The organism is Ruegeria atlantica (assembly GCF_013032005.1).
GTDB classification, from domain to species: Bacteria; Pseudomonadota; Alphaproteobacteria; order Rhodobacterales; family Rhodobacteraceae; genus Ruegeria; species Ruegeria atlantica_A.
Genome location: NZ_WQBE01000001.1, coordinates 821,256 through 837,162 on the forward strand (window position 1 = coordinate 821,256; position 15,907 = coordinate 837,162).

The window sequence follows — 15,907 nt, forward strand, 5'->3', positions numbered from 1 at the left end:
CCAGATAGCAGTTTTCCCCGCGTGCCAATTGCATTACAGTCGCGGAAAAATTCCGGCAGGATCGGGGGAGAACGAATTGGCGAGACAGGGCAGGCATATGCCGTTGCGCATCCGCGCAGGCGAAGGTGATTCTGGCCGTTTCGGTGCCGATTTCACCTGCTGCCGGATCAAGGCGGAGGCACAATCGTGATCCTCGACCGCTATTTCGCCCGCCGGTTCATGCAAAGCTTTCTGGTCATTGGCGGCATTTTTCTAACGCTGCTGATTCTGATCGATCTGGTCGAACAAGCCCGCCGGTTCAACTCGGAGGGGCTGTCCTTTGGCACGCTGCTGCACCTGACCTTGCTGAATTCACCCGCAGCGATCAGCGAGATGCTGCCCTTGCTGGTCATCCTTGCCACCATTGCATTGTTCATCGGCTTGGCGCGCAATTCCGAACTGGTGGTGACACGCGCCATCGGGCGGTCCGGTATCCGGGCGCTGCTGGCTCCGGTCACGTTGGCATTGATCATTGGGACCCTCGCGGTGGCCTTGCTGAACCCGATCACCGCCGCCACGTCCGAGGAGTACCGACGCCTGTCTGATGCCTACAAAGACAAAGGCAACTCGGCGCTGTCGATCACCAGCGAGGGGCTTTGGTTGCGGCAGGGTACGGAAAATGGGCAATCGGTCATCCACGCGCGAGGCACCACGAATGCGGATGCGTTGGAACTAACCGGCGTAACGATCGTTACATTTTCGCCGGATGGTAAACCAACACAGCAAATCAATGCCAATCGGGCACAGCTGTCGAACGGGTCTTGGATATTGCACAATGCCAAGATCTGGTCTCTGGCGGATGATGTGAACCCCGAGGCGACGGCTCAAACACATCAGCGCATCGAAATTCCCACCACGCTGACGCGCCAGCGCATTCTGGACACACTGGGCCAGCAGGATTCCGTATCCGTCTACGACTTGCCGCAGCTTATCCGTGATCTCCGCGAAGCCGGATTTTCCACCAAGCAATATGAGGTCTGGTTGCAGGTTCAACTTGCGCGACCGCTTTTTCTGGTGGCCATGGTGATGATCGGCGCGGCCTTTACCATGCGCCATGTCCGTTTTGGTGGCACCGGTATCGCGGTTCTGTCCGCAGTGCTTTTGGGATTCTCAATCTACTTCGTTCGCAACTTTGCCCAAATACTCGGAGAAAACGGTCAATTGCCAATCTTCGTCGCAGCCTGGGCTCCGCCCTTTGCAGCCATTCTTCTTTCCCTTGGCCTTCTTCTCCATGCGGAGGACGGCTGATGCGGCTCATATCAAGTCTTTTGCTGTCCGGCGCTGTGGCTCTGGCAATGCCAACAGGTGCCGCCGCCCAGACCCAATCAGCCCCTGGCCCGGCGCAGGATACCCAGCAAGAGGACCAGCCCGCCCTGCTGGTGGCTGACGAAATCTTCATCACACCCGAACGCGTGCTGGTGGCTGAAGGCAATGTCGAAGCTTTTCAGGGTGACATCAAAATCACCGCTGAACGCATCACCTATGACCGCGATACCGGCGCGCTGACGCTGGAGGGGCCAATCCGTATCGATCAGGCCGGTGATACGACAATCCTGGCGGACTCGGCCGAACTGGATGACGGTATTCAGAATGGCCTGCTGATCGGCGCGCGGATGGTGTTCGACCAGCAGGTGCAGATTGCTTCGGTTCAGGCCACGCGCGCGGCGGGCAGGTATACGCAGTTCAGCAAAGTTTCGGCCACCTCGTGCCATGTCTGCGCGAATGGCAAACCGCCGATCTGGCAGATCCGCGCCCGCAAGGTCACGCATGATCAACTGGAACGGCAACTCTATTTTGAAGGGGCGCAGCTTCGGGTGCTGGATGTGCCAGTGTTCTATTTCCCCTATCTGCGACTGCCGGACCCGACGCTCGAGCGGGCCACCGGGTTCTTGGTACCGTCGATCCGAACCACCTCGCAGTTGGGCACTGGCGTCCAGGTGCCGTATTTCATCAAGCTGGGTGACCACAAGGATCTGACACTGACGCCCTATGTCTCGTCCAAGACCAATACACTTGGGTTTCGCTATCGACAGGCCTTTAAAAGGGGGCGCATCCAGCTTGAGGGCGCCTATACCCGCGATGATCTGCAGCCGGGTGAGGATCGCGGTTACCTGTTTGCCAATGGCTGGTTCAACCTGAACGACGGTTATCGGTTCCTTTTCAACATCAGAACAACGTCAGACGATGCTTATCTGGCCGATTATGGCCTGCCAGATCTGGATCGGCTGCGTAGCGAAGTTGCGCTGGAACGGATCAAACGCGACACGGCGTTCCGTACCAGTTTCACCCACTATAAAACCCTGCGCGATAGCGAGGAACAGGACGAAATCCCGTCACGGATCTTTGATCTGTATTATGAAAAGCGTCTGTTCCCGACCTCTGTGGGCGGCGAGGTTCGGTTGGGCTTTGTTACTCACGCGCATGAACGTACCAGTGACGAGGATATCGTCGGACGGGACGTTGCTCGTGCCACCTTTGATGCCGAATGGCTGCGCGACTGGACTTTTGCGTCGGGCCTTCGGGCCGAGGTGCGGGCCGGTGCGTCGGTCGATGCGTTTAACATTCGTCACGACAGCGATTTCCCTGACAACGTAACGCGCACCACGCCACGTGCGGCTTTGACGCTGCGTTATCCGATGCGCAAGCGCGAGTCATCAGGGGCGACGCAGATATTGGAACCGATTGCCCAGATCGGCTGGACTCATGTCTCGGACGATGACGTGCCAAATGACGAAAGCACGTTTCAGGAATTCGATCAGGGTAACTTGTTGTCCCTGTCCCGCTTTCCGGCCCCTGATCGGCGCGAAGACGGCTTGACCGGCGTAGTGGGCCTGAACTGGTCTCGCTATGCAGCCGGCGGTTGGCGGGCCCTTGCCACGATTGGTCAAGTATACCGCGCAGATGCTGACCCCAGTTTCAACCTGACCTCGGGCTTGCAGGGGACAACGTCAGACTTGCTGTTGGCAGGTCAGATTCAAACCAATAACGGCTGGCGTCTGGCTGGCCGTGGCTTGTTGAACGGAGATTTCAGCTTTTCTAAAGCCGAACTGCGGGTCGGCTGGCAACAGCCGCGGGTCGGCTTCACCGGAAGCTATGGCTGGCAAGAGCCGGACCCGGCTGAAGGTATCGACGACGAGATTTCCGAAGTTCGGTTGACCGGACGTTACCGGGTGGATCAGAACTGGAACACACGGGCCCTGGCGCGCTATGACCTAAGCGAATCCGAACCGATCCGCTATGGGTTGGGGGTGACGTATCAGAATGAATGCGTACAGGTTAACATGAATGTCAGTAGGCGCTTTACTTCATCATCAAGTATTGAGCCTTCGACAGAATTCGGCTTTACCGTAGCCTTGACGGGGTACTCCGTTAACAGTGGCGGCCAACAGTACAAGAGAAGATGCAGTTGATTTCAGGTTTCACCAGTTTCCTCCGCTCCGGTTGGCTTAAACCGGTCGCCCCAATGCTGATCGGGGCTGCGCTGGCTTTGACGTCGCCACAAGCTGGTGCCCAAAGCCTGTTTTCCCCGGCGATCAAAGTCAATCAAGACATCATCACCTGGTACGAGCTGTCACAACGGCAACAATTCCTGACTGCACTGGGTGCCCCCGGTGCGTCCGACGCCGAAGTCCGTGATGCGCTGATCGACGAAAGGCTGCGTCGCCAGATTATGCGCGAGGCCGGAATCCAGGCGGCCCCCGAAGACATTCAGGTCGGCATCGACGAATTTGCCGCGCGTGGGCAATTGTCGACTGACCGGTTCCTGCAACTGCTCGCCGATCAGGGTGTTGATCGCGAAACCGTTCGGGATTTCGTGGCCGATCAGGTTGCTTGGCGCGACTATGTCAGTGCGCGTTTCCTGTCACAGGCTCGCCCGTCCGAGGACGAGATCAACCGCGCCCTGGGTCAAACTGACAGCGGTGGCCTGCAGGTGCTGCTGTCCGAAATCATTATCCCAGTGAACCAGCAAACCATTGCCCAGGCTGATCTGCTTGCCCAAGAGATTGCCCAACTGCAGGGGTTTGACCCGTTTTCCGCCGCAGCCACACAATATTCAGCGGCAGCCACCCGCGATAATGGTGGACGACTTGACTGGCTGAGCCTCACCAGCCTGCCGCCAGCACTGCAACCGGTGATCCTGGGTTTGAAGGACGGAGAGATCACACAGCCGCTTTCGTTGCCCAACGCCATTGCGCTGTTCCAGATGCGCGGACTGCGTGAGGTCGCGACCAGCGCGACCAACTATTCCGAGATAGACTACGCGATCTATAATATGGCCGGTGGCCGTAGTGCTGAAACCCTGGCACGGGCGGCCAAACTCAGAGAAGAAATTGACACCTGCGATGACCTCTACGGCATCGCCAAGGACCAACCACCAGAAGTATTGCAACGGATTCAGGCCAGCCCCGGTGAGATTCCGCGTGACGTGGCGCTGGAGCTTGCCAAGCTTGACCTGAATGAGGTGTCCACCACGCTGACCCGCAACAATGGCCAGACCCTGATGTTCCTGATGCTCTGCACCCGCACCCGTGATCTGGGCGAAGAGACTTCGCGAGTGGACGTTGCCAACGCGCTGACGCAACAACGTCTCGAGGCTTTTGCTAACAGCCTTGTGGCGCAGCTGCGCGCCGAAGCAAACATCGTCGAGCAATGACATTCCCGATCGCGCTCAGCTGTGGTGACCCGGCCGGAATAGGCCCGGAAATCGCAGCTAAAGCGTGGTCGGACCTTCGCGACACATGTCCCTTCTTCTATATCGGTGATGCAACCCACTTGCCGCCGGGAACGCCGGTTGTTCGCATAACTGACCCGTCCGAATCTGTTAAAATCAGCGCCTCGGCGCTGCCGGTTCTGCAATTGGATTTTCCGGCGCCCAATGTCCCCGGCCAACCCGATCCGGCCAACGCGCCCTCAGTCATCGCCGCTATTGAGCGCGGTGTTTCGCTGGTGCAATCCGGTGCGGCCTCGGCGCTTTGTACCGCGCCGATCCACAAGAAAGCCCTGATCGACGGCGCCAGCTTCGCTTATCCCGGCCATACTGAATTTCTCGCCGCCCTGGCCGGTCGGGACCGGGTGGTCATGATGCTGGCCAGCGCGCAATTGCGCGTGGTGCCAGCAACCATCCATATCGCGCTGTCCCGGGTGCCTTCGGCTCTGACCCCGGACCTGCTGCACGACACCATCGCAATCACCGTCCAAGGACTGCGCAATCAATTCGGTATCGCGCATCCTCGTATTGCCATCGCGGGTCTGAACCCCCATGCCGGTGAAGGCGGGAAGATGGGCCATGAAGAGTTGGACTGGATCGCGCCCCTGATCGCCGACCTCCCTGACGACAGCTATACCGTTACCGGGCCACACCCTGCCGATACGATGTTCCACGCCGCTGCGCGCGCCCGTTATGACGCAGCGATTGCGATGTATCATGATCAAGCACTTATCCCGATCAAAACGCTGGATTTCGATCGCGGGGTCAACGTGACGCTTGGCCTTCCCTTTATCCGCACCTCACCCGATCACGGCACCGCACTGGATATCGCAGGCCAAGGCATCGCCACACCCACCAGCCTGATCGAAGCACTTAAGCTGGCCCAACGCATGGCACAAAGCGCTTGACCCTTCTGTTGGCTGAAAATACCCCAACCAAAGGCAAAATCATCGGCGCACCCCGCGTCACGGCAACCGGATCATGAGTGCAATCGACAATCTCCCTCCACTACGCGAAGTCATCGCGACCCACCAGCTTTCGGCCCGCAAGTCGCTGGGGCAGAATTTTTTGCTGGACCTGAACCTGACGGCCAAGATCGCCCGTCAGGCCGGAGATCTTACGGAATGCGACGTATTGGAAATTGGCCCCGGCCCCGGAGGCCTGACCCGTGGGTTGTTGTCAGAGGGCGCACGCAAGGTCGTGGCGGTGGAAAAAGACACACGCTGCATCGCGGCTCTGAACGATATCGCAGCCGCCTACCCCGGTCGGCTTGAGGTGATCAACGGCGATGCGCTTGAAATCGACCCGCTGGCGCACCTGACTCCACCGATTCGCATCGCAGCCAATCTGCCCTACAATGTCGGCACCGAGTTGCTGGTTCGCTGGTTAACTCCACCGAAATGGCCGCCCTTCTGGCAGAGCTTGACCCTGATGTTCCAGCGTGAGGTGGCCGAGCGTATCGTCGCCCAACCTGGCAGCAAGGCCTATGGCCGCCTCGCCATCCTCGCCCAATGGCGGGCCGAGGCGCGGATCGCCATGTCATTGCCGCCTGGTGCCTTCACCCCTCCACCCAAGGTTTCCAGCGCCGTTGTTCACCTGACCGCCCTGCCCGAGCCGCGTTATCCGGCCGATGCTGCCACACTGTCACGCGTCGTCGCGGCTGCCTTTAACCAGCGCCGGAAAATGCTGCGCGCATCGTTAAAAGGTGTTGCATCGGATATCGAAGACAGGTTGCTCGCAGCTGGTATCCAGCCCACCGAACGGGCCGAACAGGTCCCGCTTGAGGCGTTTTGTGCTTTAGCGCGCGAAGTCAAAAAAAGCTAAGAGTAAAAGAAAAAGCCCCGGATTAATCCAAGGCTTTCGCAATTTCGCAGTCTTTATTTATTCCGCCGCTTCTGGCGCATCCCCATCCGTTTTAGGGGCATCCTCAACCGGTGCAGCCTTGGGCTTGCGCGCACGCGGGCGGCGTGCAGGTTTTTCTTTCTTCTCCGATTTCTCGGGCGCATCGACCACCGGGGCGGCATCTTTGCTTTCCGGGGTCTCGACCAGACCGGATTCGGGGGCGGAAGCTTCGGCTCCGAAATCCATCACGTCGGGTTGCGGTGCCTCGGCGGGATCGGCCTGACGGGCCGCTTCGCGCTCCTGTCGTTCGGCACGTTCCCGGTCGCGCTCGGCCTGACGTTCGCGATTCTGGCGCTCTTGCTCTTCGCGGCGCGCTTCGATTTCGCGCTGCGCTTCGCTGAGCAGACGCAGATAATGCTCGGCGTGCTGCTGAAAGTTCTCAGCTGCCACACGGTCGTTACCTAGCTGGGCGTCGCGCGCCAGCTGGTTGTATTTGTCAATGATCTGCTGGGGCGTGCCGCGCACCTTGCCTTCGGGGCCTGAACTATCGAAAACCCGGTTAACAACGTTGCCGCCAGAGGGGCGATTGCGGTTATTCTTGGCCCGCGAGCGGGATTTAGAAGATCTCATCGTACTTTACGTCAGCCTTGTCATTCGGTGCCGATCAAGTCGCGTCCTGCACTGCTCAATGGCATTAGCCGTCACGCGATGTCGACTTTTTTGGGCTTGGCGTCAGGGGCCCGCTGAAACAGCGTCAACCTCTCCGACTAACTCTGAGTAAGCATGTCCAGCGCCTACAGACAAGAGGTTTGTCCAAAAATTCGCAGCTTTTTTACATTGATCGGCGCATTTCAGCCTCATCTTGCGCCAATTTTACGGCATTCTGGCGACAACAACACGATCTCGACCGTCCAGATCGGGGATAACGCCTGCATCAACTAGCCCAGCCGCTTGGAAAAGGGCTGCAACGGCCTTACCCTGTGTCGGTCCGATTTCAACCAGAATCCGCCCGCCGGGCATCAGAAAATCCGGGGCCGAGGCGGCAATATGGCGGTATGCGCCCAGCCCGTCCCCTTCGTCCGTCAGTGCCATGCGCGGTTCATGTTCACGCACCTCGGGGGACAGGTCCTGCATCTCCTCCAGCGAAATATAGGGCGGGTTTGCAACAATCAGGTCAAACAACCCTTCGATATTTTCAAACCAATCCGAGCGTAAAATCTCGACCCTGTCCTGCACCTGATGCTGCACCGCATTGGCGCTGGCTTGCAGACAGGCGGATTCGCTTAGATCCGCACCGATACCCGAAGCACTGGTGCGCTCGGCCAGCAGAGTAATCAAGATACAGCCAGAGCCTGTGCCCAAGTCCAGAACATGATCGAACGGTTCGCTTAACGCCGCCTCGACCAGAGTCTCGGTTTCAGGGCGCGGGTCCAGCACATCTCGGCTGACACGGAACCTGCGACCATAAAACTCGCGCTCTCCCAGCAAGTGCGACACCGGCACGCGGATAGCCCGCAGCGAGATCAGGTGATCGTACCGTTCGGCAATCTCGGGCGACAGTTCCTCGGGCGCAATCAACGTGACTCGGCTGGCCTCTATCCGTGCGGCATGGGCCAGCAAAACCCGCGCATCACGTGCCGGATCATCGACTCCAGCAGCGCGCAAGCGGGCGGTGGCGGCAACCATGGCCTGGGCGGCTGTCAACGCAGCGATCATTGTGCCATCTCGGCCAGCAGGCGGGCCTGGTCGTCAGCGGTCAGCGCGTCGATCACCTCATCCAGATCGCCCTGCATCACCTGATCCAGCTTATAGAGTGTCAAGTTAATGCGGTGATCCGTCATCCGCCCCTGCGGAAAATTATACGTCCTGATCCGCTCGGACCTGTCGCCCGAGCCTACCTGACTGGCGCGATCAGCGGATCGTTCATTGTCGATCCGTTGGCGTTCAAGATCATACAGGCGCGTTTTCAGGACCTGCATCGCTATTTCACGGTTGCGGTGCTGAGACTTCTCGGAACTCGTCACCACCAGACCGCTGGGCAGGTGTGTGATCCGCACAGCCGAATCCGTCGTGTTAACGTGCTGCCCGCCCGCGCCCGAACTGCGCATCGTGTCGATGCGAATGTCATTGGCGTCGATCTGAATGTCCACATCCTCGGCCTCGGGCAGAACCGCCACGGTGGCTGCCGAGGTATGAATCCGCCCACCGCTTTCGGTTTCGGGCACGCGCTGAACGCGGTGTACACCGGATTCGTATTTCATGCGGGCAAAGACATTGTCGCCCTTGATGTGGGCCACCACCTCTTTTATACCACCAAGGTCCGAGGCTTGCTCTTCAATGATCTCAAACTGCCAGCCGTGCGCTTCGGCATAGCGTTGATACATGCGCAGCAGATCGCCCGCGAACAACGCAGCCTCATCCCCGCCCGTTCCAGGGCGGATTTCCAACATCGCTGGACGCGCATCGGCCTTGTCCCGCGGCAACAACGCCAGTTGCAGGGCTTGTTCGGCCTGCGGGATACGGGCCTGAAGCTCAGGGATTTCTTCCTCGGCCAGCTCTTTCATGTCGGGATCGGCCAGCATCGTTTCAGCCTCGGCCAGATCGGCGACCAGCTGACGCCACGCCATGATCTGATCCACGACCGGCTTCAGATCAGAATACTCCTTGGCCAAGGCCGCAATATCCCCGCCCGAGGCGCCATCTGCCATGGCCGCTTCGAGATACTGGAATCGCTGAGTTATCTGTTCAAGGCGTTCTTCGGGGATCATCCGCGCGGTGTCTCTTAATCCGGCGCTTTGGTCAAGGGCCGTCCCTGTGCTAAGCTGACGCTATGACACGTTTGGCACTTGTTATTTTGTTGTGCGCAGCCCCGGCCATGGCCGATGTAGTCGGTCCCGGAGGCAAGGTACAGGACTGCTATTGCACCGACAAATCCGGAACGCGCATCGAGTTGGGTGAGATGATCTGCTTACAAGTCGACGGCCGCATGTTCACCGCCCAGTGCCAAATGTCCCTGAACGTCCCCATGTGGCGCGAAGTGCAAGAGGGGTGTTTGTCGTCAGGGCTGCAAAGCAGCCAGCCACCCATCAACCCGGTTTCGGTTTACCCCGAAATCTCGCCGACCGAATCTTAATCGTCCATTAATACGCAGAATATCTCCATCCTGCTGAATCGTTGTGTAATCTGGGAATCCAAAAGCCTTGCTGCGCGTTATGTAGGTGACCATCCCCTCTCGCACGGATCCCGCCAGCACATAGGTTCGGGGCGTATCTGTCACGATTTCATGCAGACGCGCAAAACGGTCGGGGTCACTTTCGATCACCCGAAACACGCCGCCCGGCATATCGCGATCCGTGTCTCCGACAGGAGCGACGTGCCAACGATTGGGGTCTGATGGGGCTAAGCGAATGGCAGCCATGGCGATCAAGCAGGCAACCAATCCCCAAAACAACATTCTTTTCATCCCGATCCCATCGCTTTGCAAAACAATATTCGGATCGCTGGTCGTGGCAAGGCGCCACTGCCCCTATCGTGACGTCACGCCAGGTAGAATGCACAACATCTCGAACAGCAGGTTCGCCGCTGTCAGTGCAGTGTTGCCGGTAGCGTCATACGGAGGGGAAACCTCGACCAGATCACAGCCCACCACATTCACACCCGCCAGCGCGTGGATTAGCTGTAACGCCTGTGGCGTGGTCAGCCCGGCAATCTCGGGCGTGCCGGTGCCTGGGGCGATAGAGGGGTCCAGGCTGTCGATATCGTACGAGATGTAAACCGGATGCTCGCCGATCTCTTTGCGAATCTGGGCACCTGTCACGGTCAGATTTTGCTGCCACAGCTCCCAAGCAGGGAATTGGCGAAAGCCCCAGCCCTTAGCCTCGGTAAAATCCGATGCTGCGTAGCCCGAGCCGCGAATGCCGATCTGAAAGGTTTTATCAGGGACGATCAGCCGCTCTTCGTAGGCGCGGCGGAAAACCGTGCCATGCGTTTCTCTTTCACCAAACATCTCATCATTCACGTCTGCATGGGCATCGACATGGACCAGTGCCACCGGCCCGTGTTTGGCAGCGATTGACCGCAGGATCGGCAGGGTGATCGAGTGATCGCCCCCCATTGCCACTGGCGTCACACCCTGTGCCAGGATGGCATCATAGCTTTCCTTGATGATTTTCAGACTGTCGGCCAGCGAGAATGTATTGATCGCAAGATCGCCGATATCCGCGATTTGAAGGCTGTCGAACGGGGCCGCAAACGTGGCCATGTTATAGGGCCGGATCATCGCACTTTCGCTGCGGATCTGCTTGGGTCCGAACCGCGTGCCCGACCGCCACGAGGTGCCGATATCCATCGGAATGCCCAGCACGGCCACGTCCAGCCCGGCAAGCGAATCCACCTGCGGCAGGCGCATAAACGTGTTTGGGCCGGAGAACCGGGCCAGATCATTGCCGCTGATGGGTTGGTTATATTCTGTCATGCCCGTCATTCTCCCGTCCGGCCTTTTGGTTAACCTGATATCGGAAAGATGGCTAACCAATGGTTAAGCCTGTTGAACTAATCCGAGACCAGCTTATTCCACCCCAGCAGACAAATGATCTGCGTCGCCACATGCGCGCCCGCAATCGCCGTGGCACCGGACGTATCAAAAGGCGGAGAGACCTCGACCACGTCCCCCCCTTTGATGTTGATCCCGGCAATGTCGCGCAGGATGATCTGCGTTTGTATCGAAGTCAGCCCACCCCAGACGGGCGTGCCGGTGCCGGGGGCGAAGGCCGGGTCCAGACCGTCGATGTCAAAACTCAGGTAAACGGGGCTGTCGCCCAGAATACCCTTGATCTTTTGCGCCACGGCGGCAGGACCAGATTCATACACCTCGCGCGCGTCTATGATGTTGACGCCCAGCGTGTCCTCATTCGTAGTGCGAATTCCGACCTGAACCGAGCGTTTAGGGTCCACGATCCCCGATTTCACCGCCTTGTAAAACATCGTCCCGTGATCGACGCGGGACATGTCGTCATCGGCCCATGTATCCGTGTGCGCATCGAATTGCAGCAGCGACATTGGCCCGTACTTCTCTGCATAGGCTTTTAGAATCGGAAAGCTGATATAGTGATCTCCGCCCAACGAAACCGAAGACACATCAGCGGCCAGAATGGTGCGGATGTGGTCTGTCAGTGTGTCGGGAAAGGCAGGGATATTGGCGTAGTCATAGGCCATATCTCCGTAATCCACGATTGCCAATTCGCTGAGCGCGTCGAAGGGCCATCCATAGGGCGCATCCGGCGATTGCAGCGCGCTGGCCTCGCGAATTGCGCGGGGGCCAAGACGGGTACCAGGGCGGTTGGTCACGGCCTGATCGAACGGCACGCCGGTCACGGCGATATCTACGCCCTTCAGCTCTTTAGTATAGAGCCGCCGCAGGAATGACGTCGCACCACCGAACGTATTTTCAAATGACAACCCTTTGAGGTCCGGATTGGTGAACGCCTCATCCACCTGATTTTTTGCGTCTTCCAGTGCCATGTCTTCCCCCCATCAGCCCAAAGGCTGCGCCTTTTCAACGATCCGTGCAAAGAACGAGGCGCCAACCGGCGCAATCTCGTCATTGAAGTTGTATTTGGGGTGATGCAGTCCTGCGCCCTCACCCTGCCCCAGGAACAGATATGCGCCGGGCCGAGCCTGTAACATATAAGAAAAATCCTCGGCCCCCATCTCACGCCCTGCGTTGGCGGTTACCCGGTCAGCGCCCGAGATGTCGCGCGCGACATCGGCTGCGAAACCAGCCTTTTCGGCGTCGTTGATCGTGGCGGGATAGTTCTTTTCATAGTCCAGCCGCGCCGAGACCCCATACGAGGTCGCCTGTCCCTGCACGATCTGTTCCATCCGCTCTATCACCATCTTCTGAACAGCAGGGTCAAACGTCCGGACTGTACCGTTGATGAAGGCCGTATCAGGGATCACATTGTTCACCGTTCCCGTGTGGATTTGCGTGACCGAGACCACCAGATCATCCAGCGCATAGTGGTTGCGGCTGACAATAGTCTGTATCGCTTGCGCGATACCACAGGCCGCCATCACCGGATCGCGTGTTTCATGCGGCATGGCGCCGTGGCCTCCGACGCCCTGAATATGAACCTCGAACGTGTCCACTGCCGCCATGATTGGCCCCGGCGTGGTGTAAAAGGACCCTTCGGCAAAACCGGGCGCGTTGTGCAGCGCATAGACCTGAGAGATATTGAACCGATCCATGATCCCCTCTTCGACCATGACACCGGCCCCGCCGCCCTCTTCTTCGGCGGGCTGAAAGATCAGCGCCACGCGACCGCGGAAATTCCGCGTCTCTGTCAGATAGCGTGCCGCACCCAAGAGCATCGTGGTGTGCCCGTCATGCCCGCAGGCGTGCATCTTGCCGGGGTTTTTGGACGCGTAAGATACGCCCGTCTCCTCAGGGATCGGTAAGGCGTCCATATCGGCGCGCAAGCCGATGGTCGGCCCCTCACCCTGCCCATTGATGATTGCCACTATGCCCGTCTTGGCAATGCCCTCATGCAGCTCATCCACACCGAACTCGCGCAGTCGGTCGGCGACGAAAGCAGATGTTTCGTGACATTCGAACTCTAATTCAGGGATCGAATGCAGGTGCCGGCGCCATGCGGCCATATCGGCAGAGAAATCGGCAATTCGGTTGACGACGGGCATCTGGGGTGGACTCCTGATCCTGACTGCGGAATGGATGCATCTGACACCGGAACGAAAGGGTTCGCAATGGCCGAAAATCCTCTGATCCACGACAGCGATGCGGGTATCGAGCGTTTGCTGGAAATCATGCGCCGCCTGCGCGACCCGGAATCAGGCTGCCCGTGGGATATCGAACAGGATTTCGCCACCATAGCCCCTTACACGATCGAAGAGGCCTATGAGGTCGCCGATGCCATCGAACGCAACGCCTATGACGAGTTGAAGGGTGAGCTGGGCGACCTGCTGTTCCAGTCCGTCTTCCACGCGCAAATGGCTGAAGAGGCTGGGCATTTCACTTTTCAGGACGTGGTGCGCACCATGTCGGACAAGATGGTCGACCGCCACCCGCATGTGTTCGGCGACGAGTCCCGCGACAAATCTGCGGAACAGCAAACGGTGGATTGGGAAACCATCAAGGCAGCCGAGCGTGAGGGCAAGGAACAAAAAGGCGCTTTGGACGGTGTGGCCGCGAACCTGCCTGCCCTGTTGCGCGCCCATAAGCTGCAAAAACGCGCCGCCCGCGTGGGATTCGACTGGCCCGATGCCAGCCATGTGCTTGCCAAAATCACCGAAGAGGCAGCTGAGCTGGAAGAGGCCCGCAACAGCATGGATACCGATGCGTTAGAGGACGAGTTTGGAGATTTGCTGTTCGTGATGGTCAATCTGGGCCGCCACCTGGGAATCGAACCCGAAGCCGCCCTGCGCCGTACCAACGCCAAGTTCACGCGGCGGTTCGAACAGGTCGAGGCACGTCTTGCCGCGCGCGGGAAAACGCCGTCGCAAAGTGATTTGGCCGAGATGGATGCGCTGTGGGATGAGGTGAAGATCGAAGAGCACCGCGCCAATGGCAAACTCCCGCCTGTGGACGCCGCGACCGAGGCCTGAAACCGCTGGACAAGTGGGGTGACACTTGCGAGTGTCCGCGCTTCAAGACCCCGGAGGCAAATCATGGCACCGCGCAAGATCATTATCGACACTGACCCCGGTCAGGACGACGCTGTCGCAATCTTGCTGGCGTTGGCCAGCCCTGATGAGATCGACGTGCTGGGCATCACAGCTGTTGCCGGGAATGTGCCGCTGGAACTGACCGCCAAAAACGCGCGGATTGTTTGTGAACTGGCCGGGCATACGCATATCCCGGTTTACGCTGGATGCGACCGTCCGTTGAACCGCGCTTTGGTCACCGCGGAGCATGTGCATGGTAAGACCGGGCTGGACGGCCCTGTCCTGCCCGATCCGGAGATGCCGCTGGCTGATGGGCACGCGGTCGACTTCATCATCGACACCCTGCGCGCGCAGGAACCGGGGACGGTGACGCTCTGCCCGCTGGGGCCCTTGACCAATATCGCCACGGCCTTTCAGAAAGCGCCCGATATCATCGAGCGCGTGCAAGAAATCGTGCTGATGGGCGGGGCGTATTTTGAGGTGGGCAACATCACACCCACCGCTGAATTCAACATTTACGTTGACCCGGAAGCCGCCGAAATTGTGTTTAAATCCGGCGTTCACATCGTAGTGATGCCGCTGGATGTCACCCATGACGCCTTAGTCACGAAACATCGCAACGATGCGTTCCGCGCGCTCGATTCAAAAGTCGGGCACGCGGTTGCCGATATGACGGATTTTTTCGAACGCTTCGACAAAGAAAAATATGGCTCAGAGGGCGCGCCGCTGCACGACCCCTGCGTGACCGCATATCTGATCCGGCCCGAACTGTTCTCGGGCCGTCACGTCAATGTGCAGATCGAAACGCAATCCGACCTGACCCTTGGCATGACCGTCGCTGATTGGTGGCGCGTGACTGAACATCCCCCCAATGCCATGTTCATGGGGGATATCGACGCCGATGGATTCTTTGATCTGCTAACAGAAAGGCTGGCCCGCCTATGAGCGCCGCGCTGAAACTTGCCCGTCCCGAAGATCTGGATCGCCTGATGTCGCTGGTCGCGGCCTTTCACGCCGAGGCCGGAATTGAACAGGACGCCGATCAACGTCGCGAGGCTCTGGCCCCGCTTCTTGAGGGCATCCCCCACGGGTGCGTCTATCTGATCGGACCCGGCCGCGCGCCGCTGGGCTATATCGTGCTGACCTTCGGCTGGTCGGTCGAATTTGGCGGTATGGACGGCTTTGTCGACGAGATCTACATCCGCCCCGCAGTTCGTGGTCGCGGGATCGCCACCGAAGTCCTGCTGGACTTGCCCAAAGCCCTTGCCGGGGCAGGATTGACCGCATTGCATCTTGAGGTCGACCGGACCAATGAAGCCACACAAAGACTGTATCTGCGCACCGGTTTCAAAGCACGAGACCGCTATGTGCTGATGAGCAAGCCGCTCTAGCGCGCCTCAACGCCCATATCGAATCCAGGAATGTCCATATCCATCACCGGGTCAGTGGACGACGCCTGCATCCCCGATACCGGATAAGTCCCCGGCCCCGAGCAGGCCGCCAAAAATACAGTGCTGATCACTGAAACTACGAGAAGGAATTTCGAACCAGTCATGGTGTACCCCCTTTTCTGTAATCCAGTCACAATAGGTCAGCTCAAATTGAGACAAATAGGAAAAAGTTCACACATAACGCGAA

17 protein-coding genes are annotated in these 15,907 nt (G+C 58.8%); 9 read left to right on the forward strand and 8 right to left on the reverse strand.

Features of this window, described 5'->3' with window-relative positions:
• Positions 1-186: 186 nt before the first annotated feature.
• The 5 genes from lptG to rsmA all read left to right on the forward strand — a co-directional run bounded on the left by lptG (position 187) and on the right by rsmA (position 6,571).
• A complete protein-coding gene (gene lptG, locus GOX21_RS04035) occupies positions 187-1,287 on the forward strand; it encodes an LPS export ABC transporter permease LptG (protein WP_170375650.1) in 1,101 nt (366 codons plus the stop codon).
• Positions 1,287-3,449, forward strand: coding sequence for an LPS-assembly protein LptD (locus tag GOX21_RS04040; protein ID WP_170375652.1), 2,163 nt, complete (start codon positions 1,287-1,289; stop codon positions 3,447-3,449). Before lptG ends, GOX21_RS04040 begins: the two co-directional genes overlap by 1 nt.
• Positions 3,440-4,693, forward strand: coding sequence for a peptidylprolyl isomerase (locus GOX21_RS04045; RefSeq protein ID WP_170375654.1), 1,254 nt, complete (start codon positions 3,440-3,442; stop codon positions 4,691-4,693). The genes GOX21_RS04040 and GOX21_RS04045 overlap by 10 nt, the downstream gene beginning before the upstream one ends.
• The gene (gene pdxA / locus GOX21_RS04050; protein WP_170348943.1) at positions 4,690-5,655 is read left to right on the forward strand and encodes a 4-hydroxythreonine-4-phosphate dehydrogenase PdxA; all 966 of its coding nucleotides are present in this window, start codon (positions 4,690-4,692) and stop codon (positions 5,653-5,655) included. The genes GOX21_RS04045 and pdxA overlap by 4 nt, the downstream gene beginning before the upstream one ends.
• 73 nt (positions 5,656-5,728) lie before the next feature.
• Complete coding sequence (gene rsmA, locus GOX21_RS04055) at positions 5,729-6,571, forward strand: 16S rRNA (adenine(1518)-N(6)/adenine(1519)-N(6))-dimethyltransferase RsmA (RefSeq protein ID WP_170348944.1); 843 nt, start codon at positions 5,729-5,731, stop codon at positions 6,569-6,571.
• 57 nt (positions 6,572-6,628) lie between these two features.
• Here rsmA and GOX21_RS04060 read toward each other — a convergent pair whose 3' ends face one another.
• The 3 genes from GOX21_RS04060 to prfA all read right to left on the reverse strand — a co-directional run bounded on the left by GOX21_RS04060 (position 6,629) and on the right by prfA (position 9,357).
• The gene (locus tag GOX21_RS04060) at positions 6,629-7,219 is read right to left on the reverse strand and encodes a DUF4167 domain-containing protein (protein ID WP_170348945.1); all 591 of its coding nucleotides are present in this window, start codon (positions 7,217-7,219) and stop codon (positions 6,629-6,631) included.
• 243 nt (positions 7,220-7,462) lie between these two features.
• On the reverse strand, positions 7,463-8,305 hold the full coding sequence (prmC, locus tag GOX21_RS04065; protein WP_170375656.1) for a peptide chain release factor N(5)-glutamine methyltransferase: 843 nt from the start codon (positions 8,303-8,305) through the stop codon (positions 7,463-7,465).
• Entirely contained in the window at positions 8,302-9,357 is a 1,056-nt protein-coding gene (prfA, locus tag GOX21_RS04070) for a peptide chain release factor 1 (RefSeq protein WP_170375657.1), read from the reverse strand. The genes prmC and prfA overlap by 4 nt, the downstream gene beginning before the upstream one ends.
• 62 nt (positions 9,358-9,419) lie before the next feature.
• Between prfA and GOX21_RS04075 the strand changes: the two genes are divergently transcribed.
• Complete coding sequence (locus GOX21_RS04075; RefSeq protein WP_170375659.1) at positions 9,420-9,722, forward strand: hypothetical protein; 303 nt, start codon at positions 9,420-9,422, stop codon at positions 9,720-9,722.
• On the opposite strand, the gene GOX21_RS04080 is transcribed toward GOX21_RS04075, so the two are convergent.
• The 4 genes from GOX21_RS04080 to GOX21_RS04095 all read right to left on the reverse strand — a co-directional run bounded on the left by GOX21_RS04080 (position 9,648) and on the right by GOX21_RS04095 (position 13,285).
• Positions 9,648-10,052 carry a DUF1499 domain-containing protein gene (locus GOX21_RS04080; RefSeq protein WP_170375661.1) on the reverse strand — a complete coding sequence of 135 codons (405 nt, stop codon included), beginning with the start codon at positions 10,050-10,052 and terminating at the stop codon, positions 9,648-9,650. The two genes, GOX21_RS04075 and GOX21_RS04080, sit on opposite strands and share 75 nt — an antisense overlap.
• Before the next feature lie 63 nt (positions 10,053-10,115).
• A complete protein-coding gene (gene speB / locus GOX21_RS04085; RefSeq protein WP_170376114.1) occupies positions 10,116-11,063 on the reverse strand; it encodes an agmatinase in 948 nt (315 codons plus the stop codon).
• A gap of 77 nt (positions 11,064-11,140) precedes the next feature.
• Positions 11,141-12,109 carry an agmatinase gene (gene speB, locus GOX21_RS04090; protein WP_170375663.1) on the reverse strand — a complete coding sequence of 323 codons (969 nt, stop codon included), beginning with the start codon at positions 12,107-12,109 and terminating at the stop codon, positions 11,141-11,143.
• A gap of 12 nt (positions 12,110-12,121) precedes the next feature.
• Positions 12,122-13,285: a M20 aminoacylase family protein gene (locus GOX21_RS04095; protein WP_170375665.1), complete on the reverse strand. Its 1,164-nt coding sequence runs from the start codon at positions 13,283-13,285 to the stop codon at positions 12,122-12,124.
• A 66-nt stretch (positions 13,286-13,351) separates the two neighbouring features.
• Between GOX21_RS04095 and mazG the strand changes: the two genes are divergently transcribed.
• The 3 genes from mazG to GOX21_RS04110 all read left to right on the forward strand — a co-directional run bounded on the left by mazG (position 13,352) and on the right by GOX21_RS04110 (position 15,660).
• Positions 13,352-14,209: a nucleoside triphosphate pyrophosphohydrolase gene (gene mazG / locus GOX21_RS04100; RefSeq protein ID WP_170376116.1), complete on the forward strand. Its 858-nt coding sequence runs from the start codon at positions 13,352-13,354 to the stop codon at positions 14,207-14,209.
• Positions 14,210-14,272: 63 nt separating this feature from the next.
• Entirely contained in the window at positions 14,273-15,214 is a 942-nt protein-coding gene (locus GOX21_RS04105) for a nucleoside hydrolase (protein ID WP_170375667.1), read from the forward strand.
• Positions 15,211-15,660, forward strand: a complete 450-nt coding sequence (locus GOX21_RS04110) for a GNAT family N-acetyltransferase (RefSeq protein WP_170375669.1) — start codon at positions 15,211-15,213, stop codon at positions 15,658-15,660. Before GOX21_RS04105 ends, GOX21_RS04110 begins: the two co-directional genes overlap by 4 nt.
• Here GOX21_RS04110 and GOX21_RS04115 read toward each other — a convergent pair.
• Complete coding sequence (locus GOX21_RS04115) at positions 15,657-15,824, reverse strand: hypothetical protein (protein ID WP_165590747.1); 168 nt, start codon at positions 15,822-15,824, stop codon at positions 15,657-15,659. The genes GOX21_RS04110 and GOX21_RS04115 overlap by 4 nt on opposite strands.
• Between the last annotated feature and the right edge of the window lie 83 nt (positions 15,825-15,907).

Bases quoted from the DNA above. Each gene is read 5' to 3' on its own strand.
- GOX21_RS04075 (WP_170375659.1), top strand. From the start codon at position 9,420: ATGACACGTTTGGCACTTGTTATTTTGTTGTGCGCAGCCCCGGCCATG.
- speB (WP_170375663.1), bottom strand. From the start codon at position 12,109: ATGGCACTGGAAGACGCAAAAAATCAGGTGGATGAGGCGTTCACCAAT.
- GOX21_RS04060 (WP_170348945.1), bottom strand. From the start codon at position 7,219: ATGAGATCTTCTAAATCCCGCTCGCGGGCCAAGAATAACCGCAATCGC.
- prfA (WP_170375657.1), bottom strand. From the start codon at position 9,357: ATGATCCCCGAAGAACGCCTTGAACAGATAACTCAGCGATTCCAGTAT.
- speB (WP_170376114.1), bottom strand. From the start codon at position 11,063: ATGACAGAATATAACCAACCCATCAGCGGCAATGATCTGGCCCGGTTC.
- GOX21_RS04110 (WP_170375669.1), top strand. From the start codon at position 15,211: ATGAGCGCCGCGCTGAAACTTGCCCGTCCCGAAGATCTGGATCGCCTG.
- GOX21_RS04115 (WP_165590747.1), bottom strand. From the start codon at position 15,824: ATGACTGGTTCGAAATTCCTTCTCGTAGTTTCAGTGATCAGCACTGTA.
- pdxA (WP_170348943.1), top strand. From the start codon at position 4,690: ATGACATTCCCGATCGCGCTCAGCTGTGGTGACCCGGCCGGAATAGGC.
- GOX21_RS04045 (WP_170375654.1), top strand. From the start codon at position 3,440: ATGCAGTTGATTTCAGGTTTCACCAGTTTCCTCCGCTCCGGTTGGCTT.
- GOX21_RS04080 (WP_170375661.1), bottom strand. From the start codon at position 10,052: ATGAAAAGAATGTTGTTTTGGGGATTGGTTGCCTGCTTGATCGCCATG.
- GOX21_RS04105 (WP_170375667.1), top strand. From the start codon at position 14,273: ATGGCACCGCGCAAGATCATTATCGACACTGACCCCGGTCAGGACGAC.
- GOX21_RS04040 (WP_170375652.1), top strand. From the start codon at position 1,287: ATGCGGCTCATATCAAGTCTTTTGCTGTCCGGCGCTGTGGCTCTGGCA.
- prmC (WP_170375656.1), bottom strand. From the start codon at position 8,305: ATGATCGCTGCGTTGACAGCCGCCCAGGCCATGGTTGCCGCCACCGCC.
- GOX21_RS04095 (WP_170375665.1), bottom strand. From the start codon at position 13,285: ATGCCCGTCGTCAACCGAATTGCCGATTTCTCTGCCGATATGGCCGCA.
- mazG (WP_170376116.1), top strand. From the start codon at position 13,352: ATGGCCGAAAATCCTCTGATCCACGACAGCGATGCGGGTATCGAGCGT.
- rsmA (WP_170348944.1), top strand. From the start codon at position 5,729: ATGAGTGCAATCGACAATCTCCCTCCACTACGCGAAGTCATCGCGACC.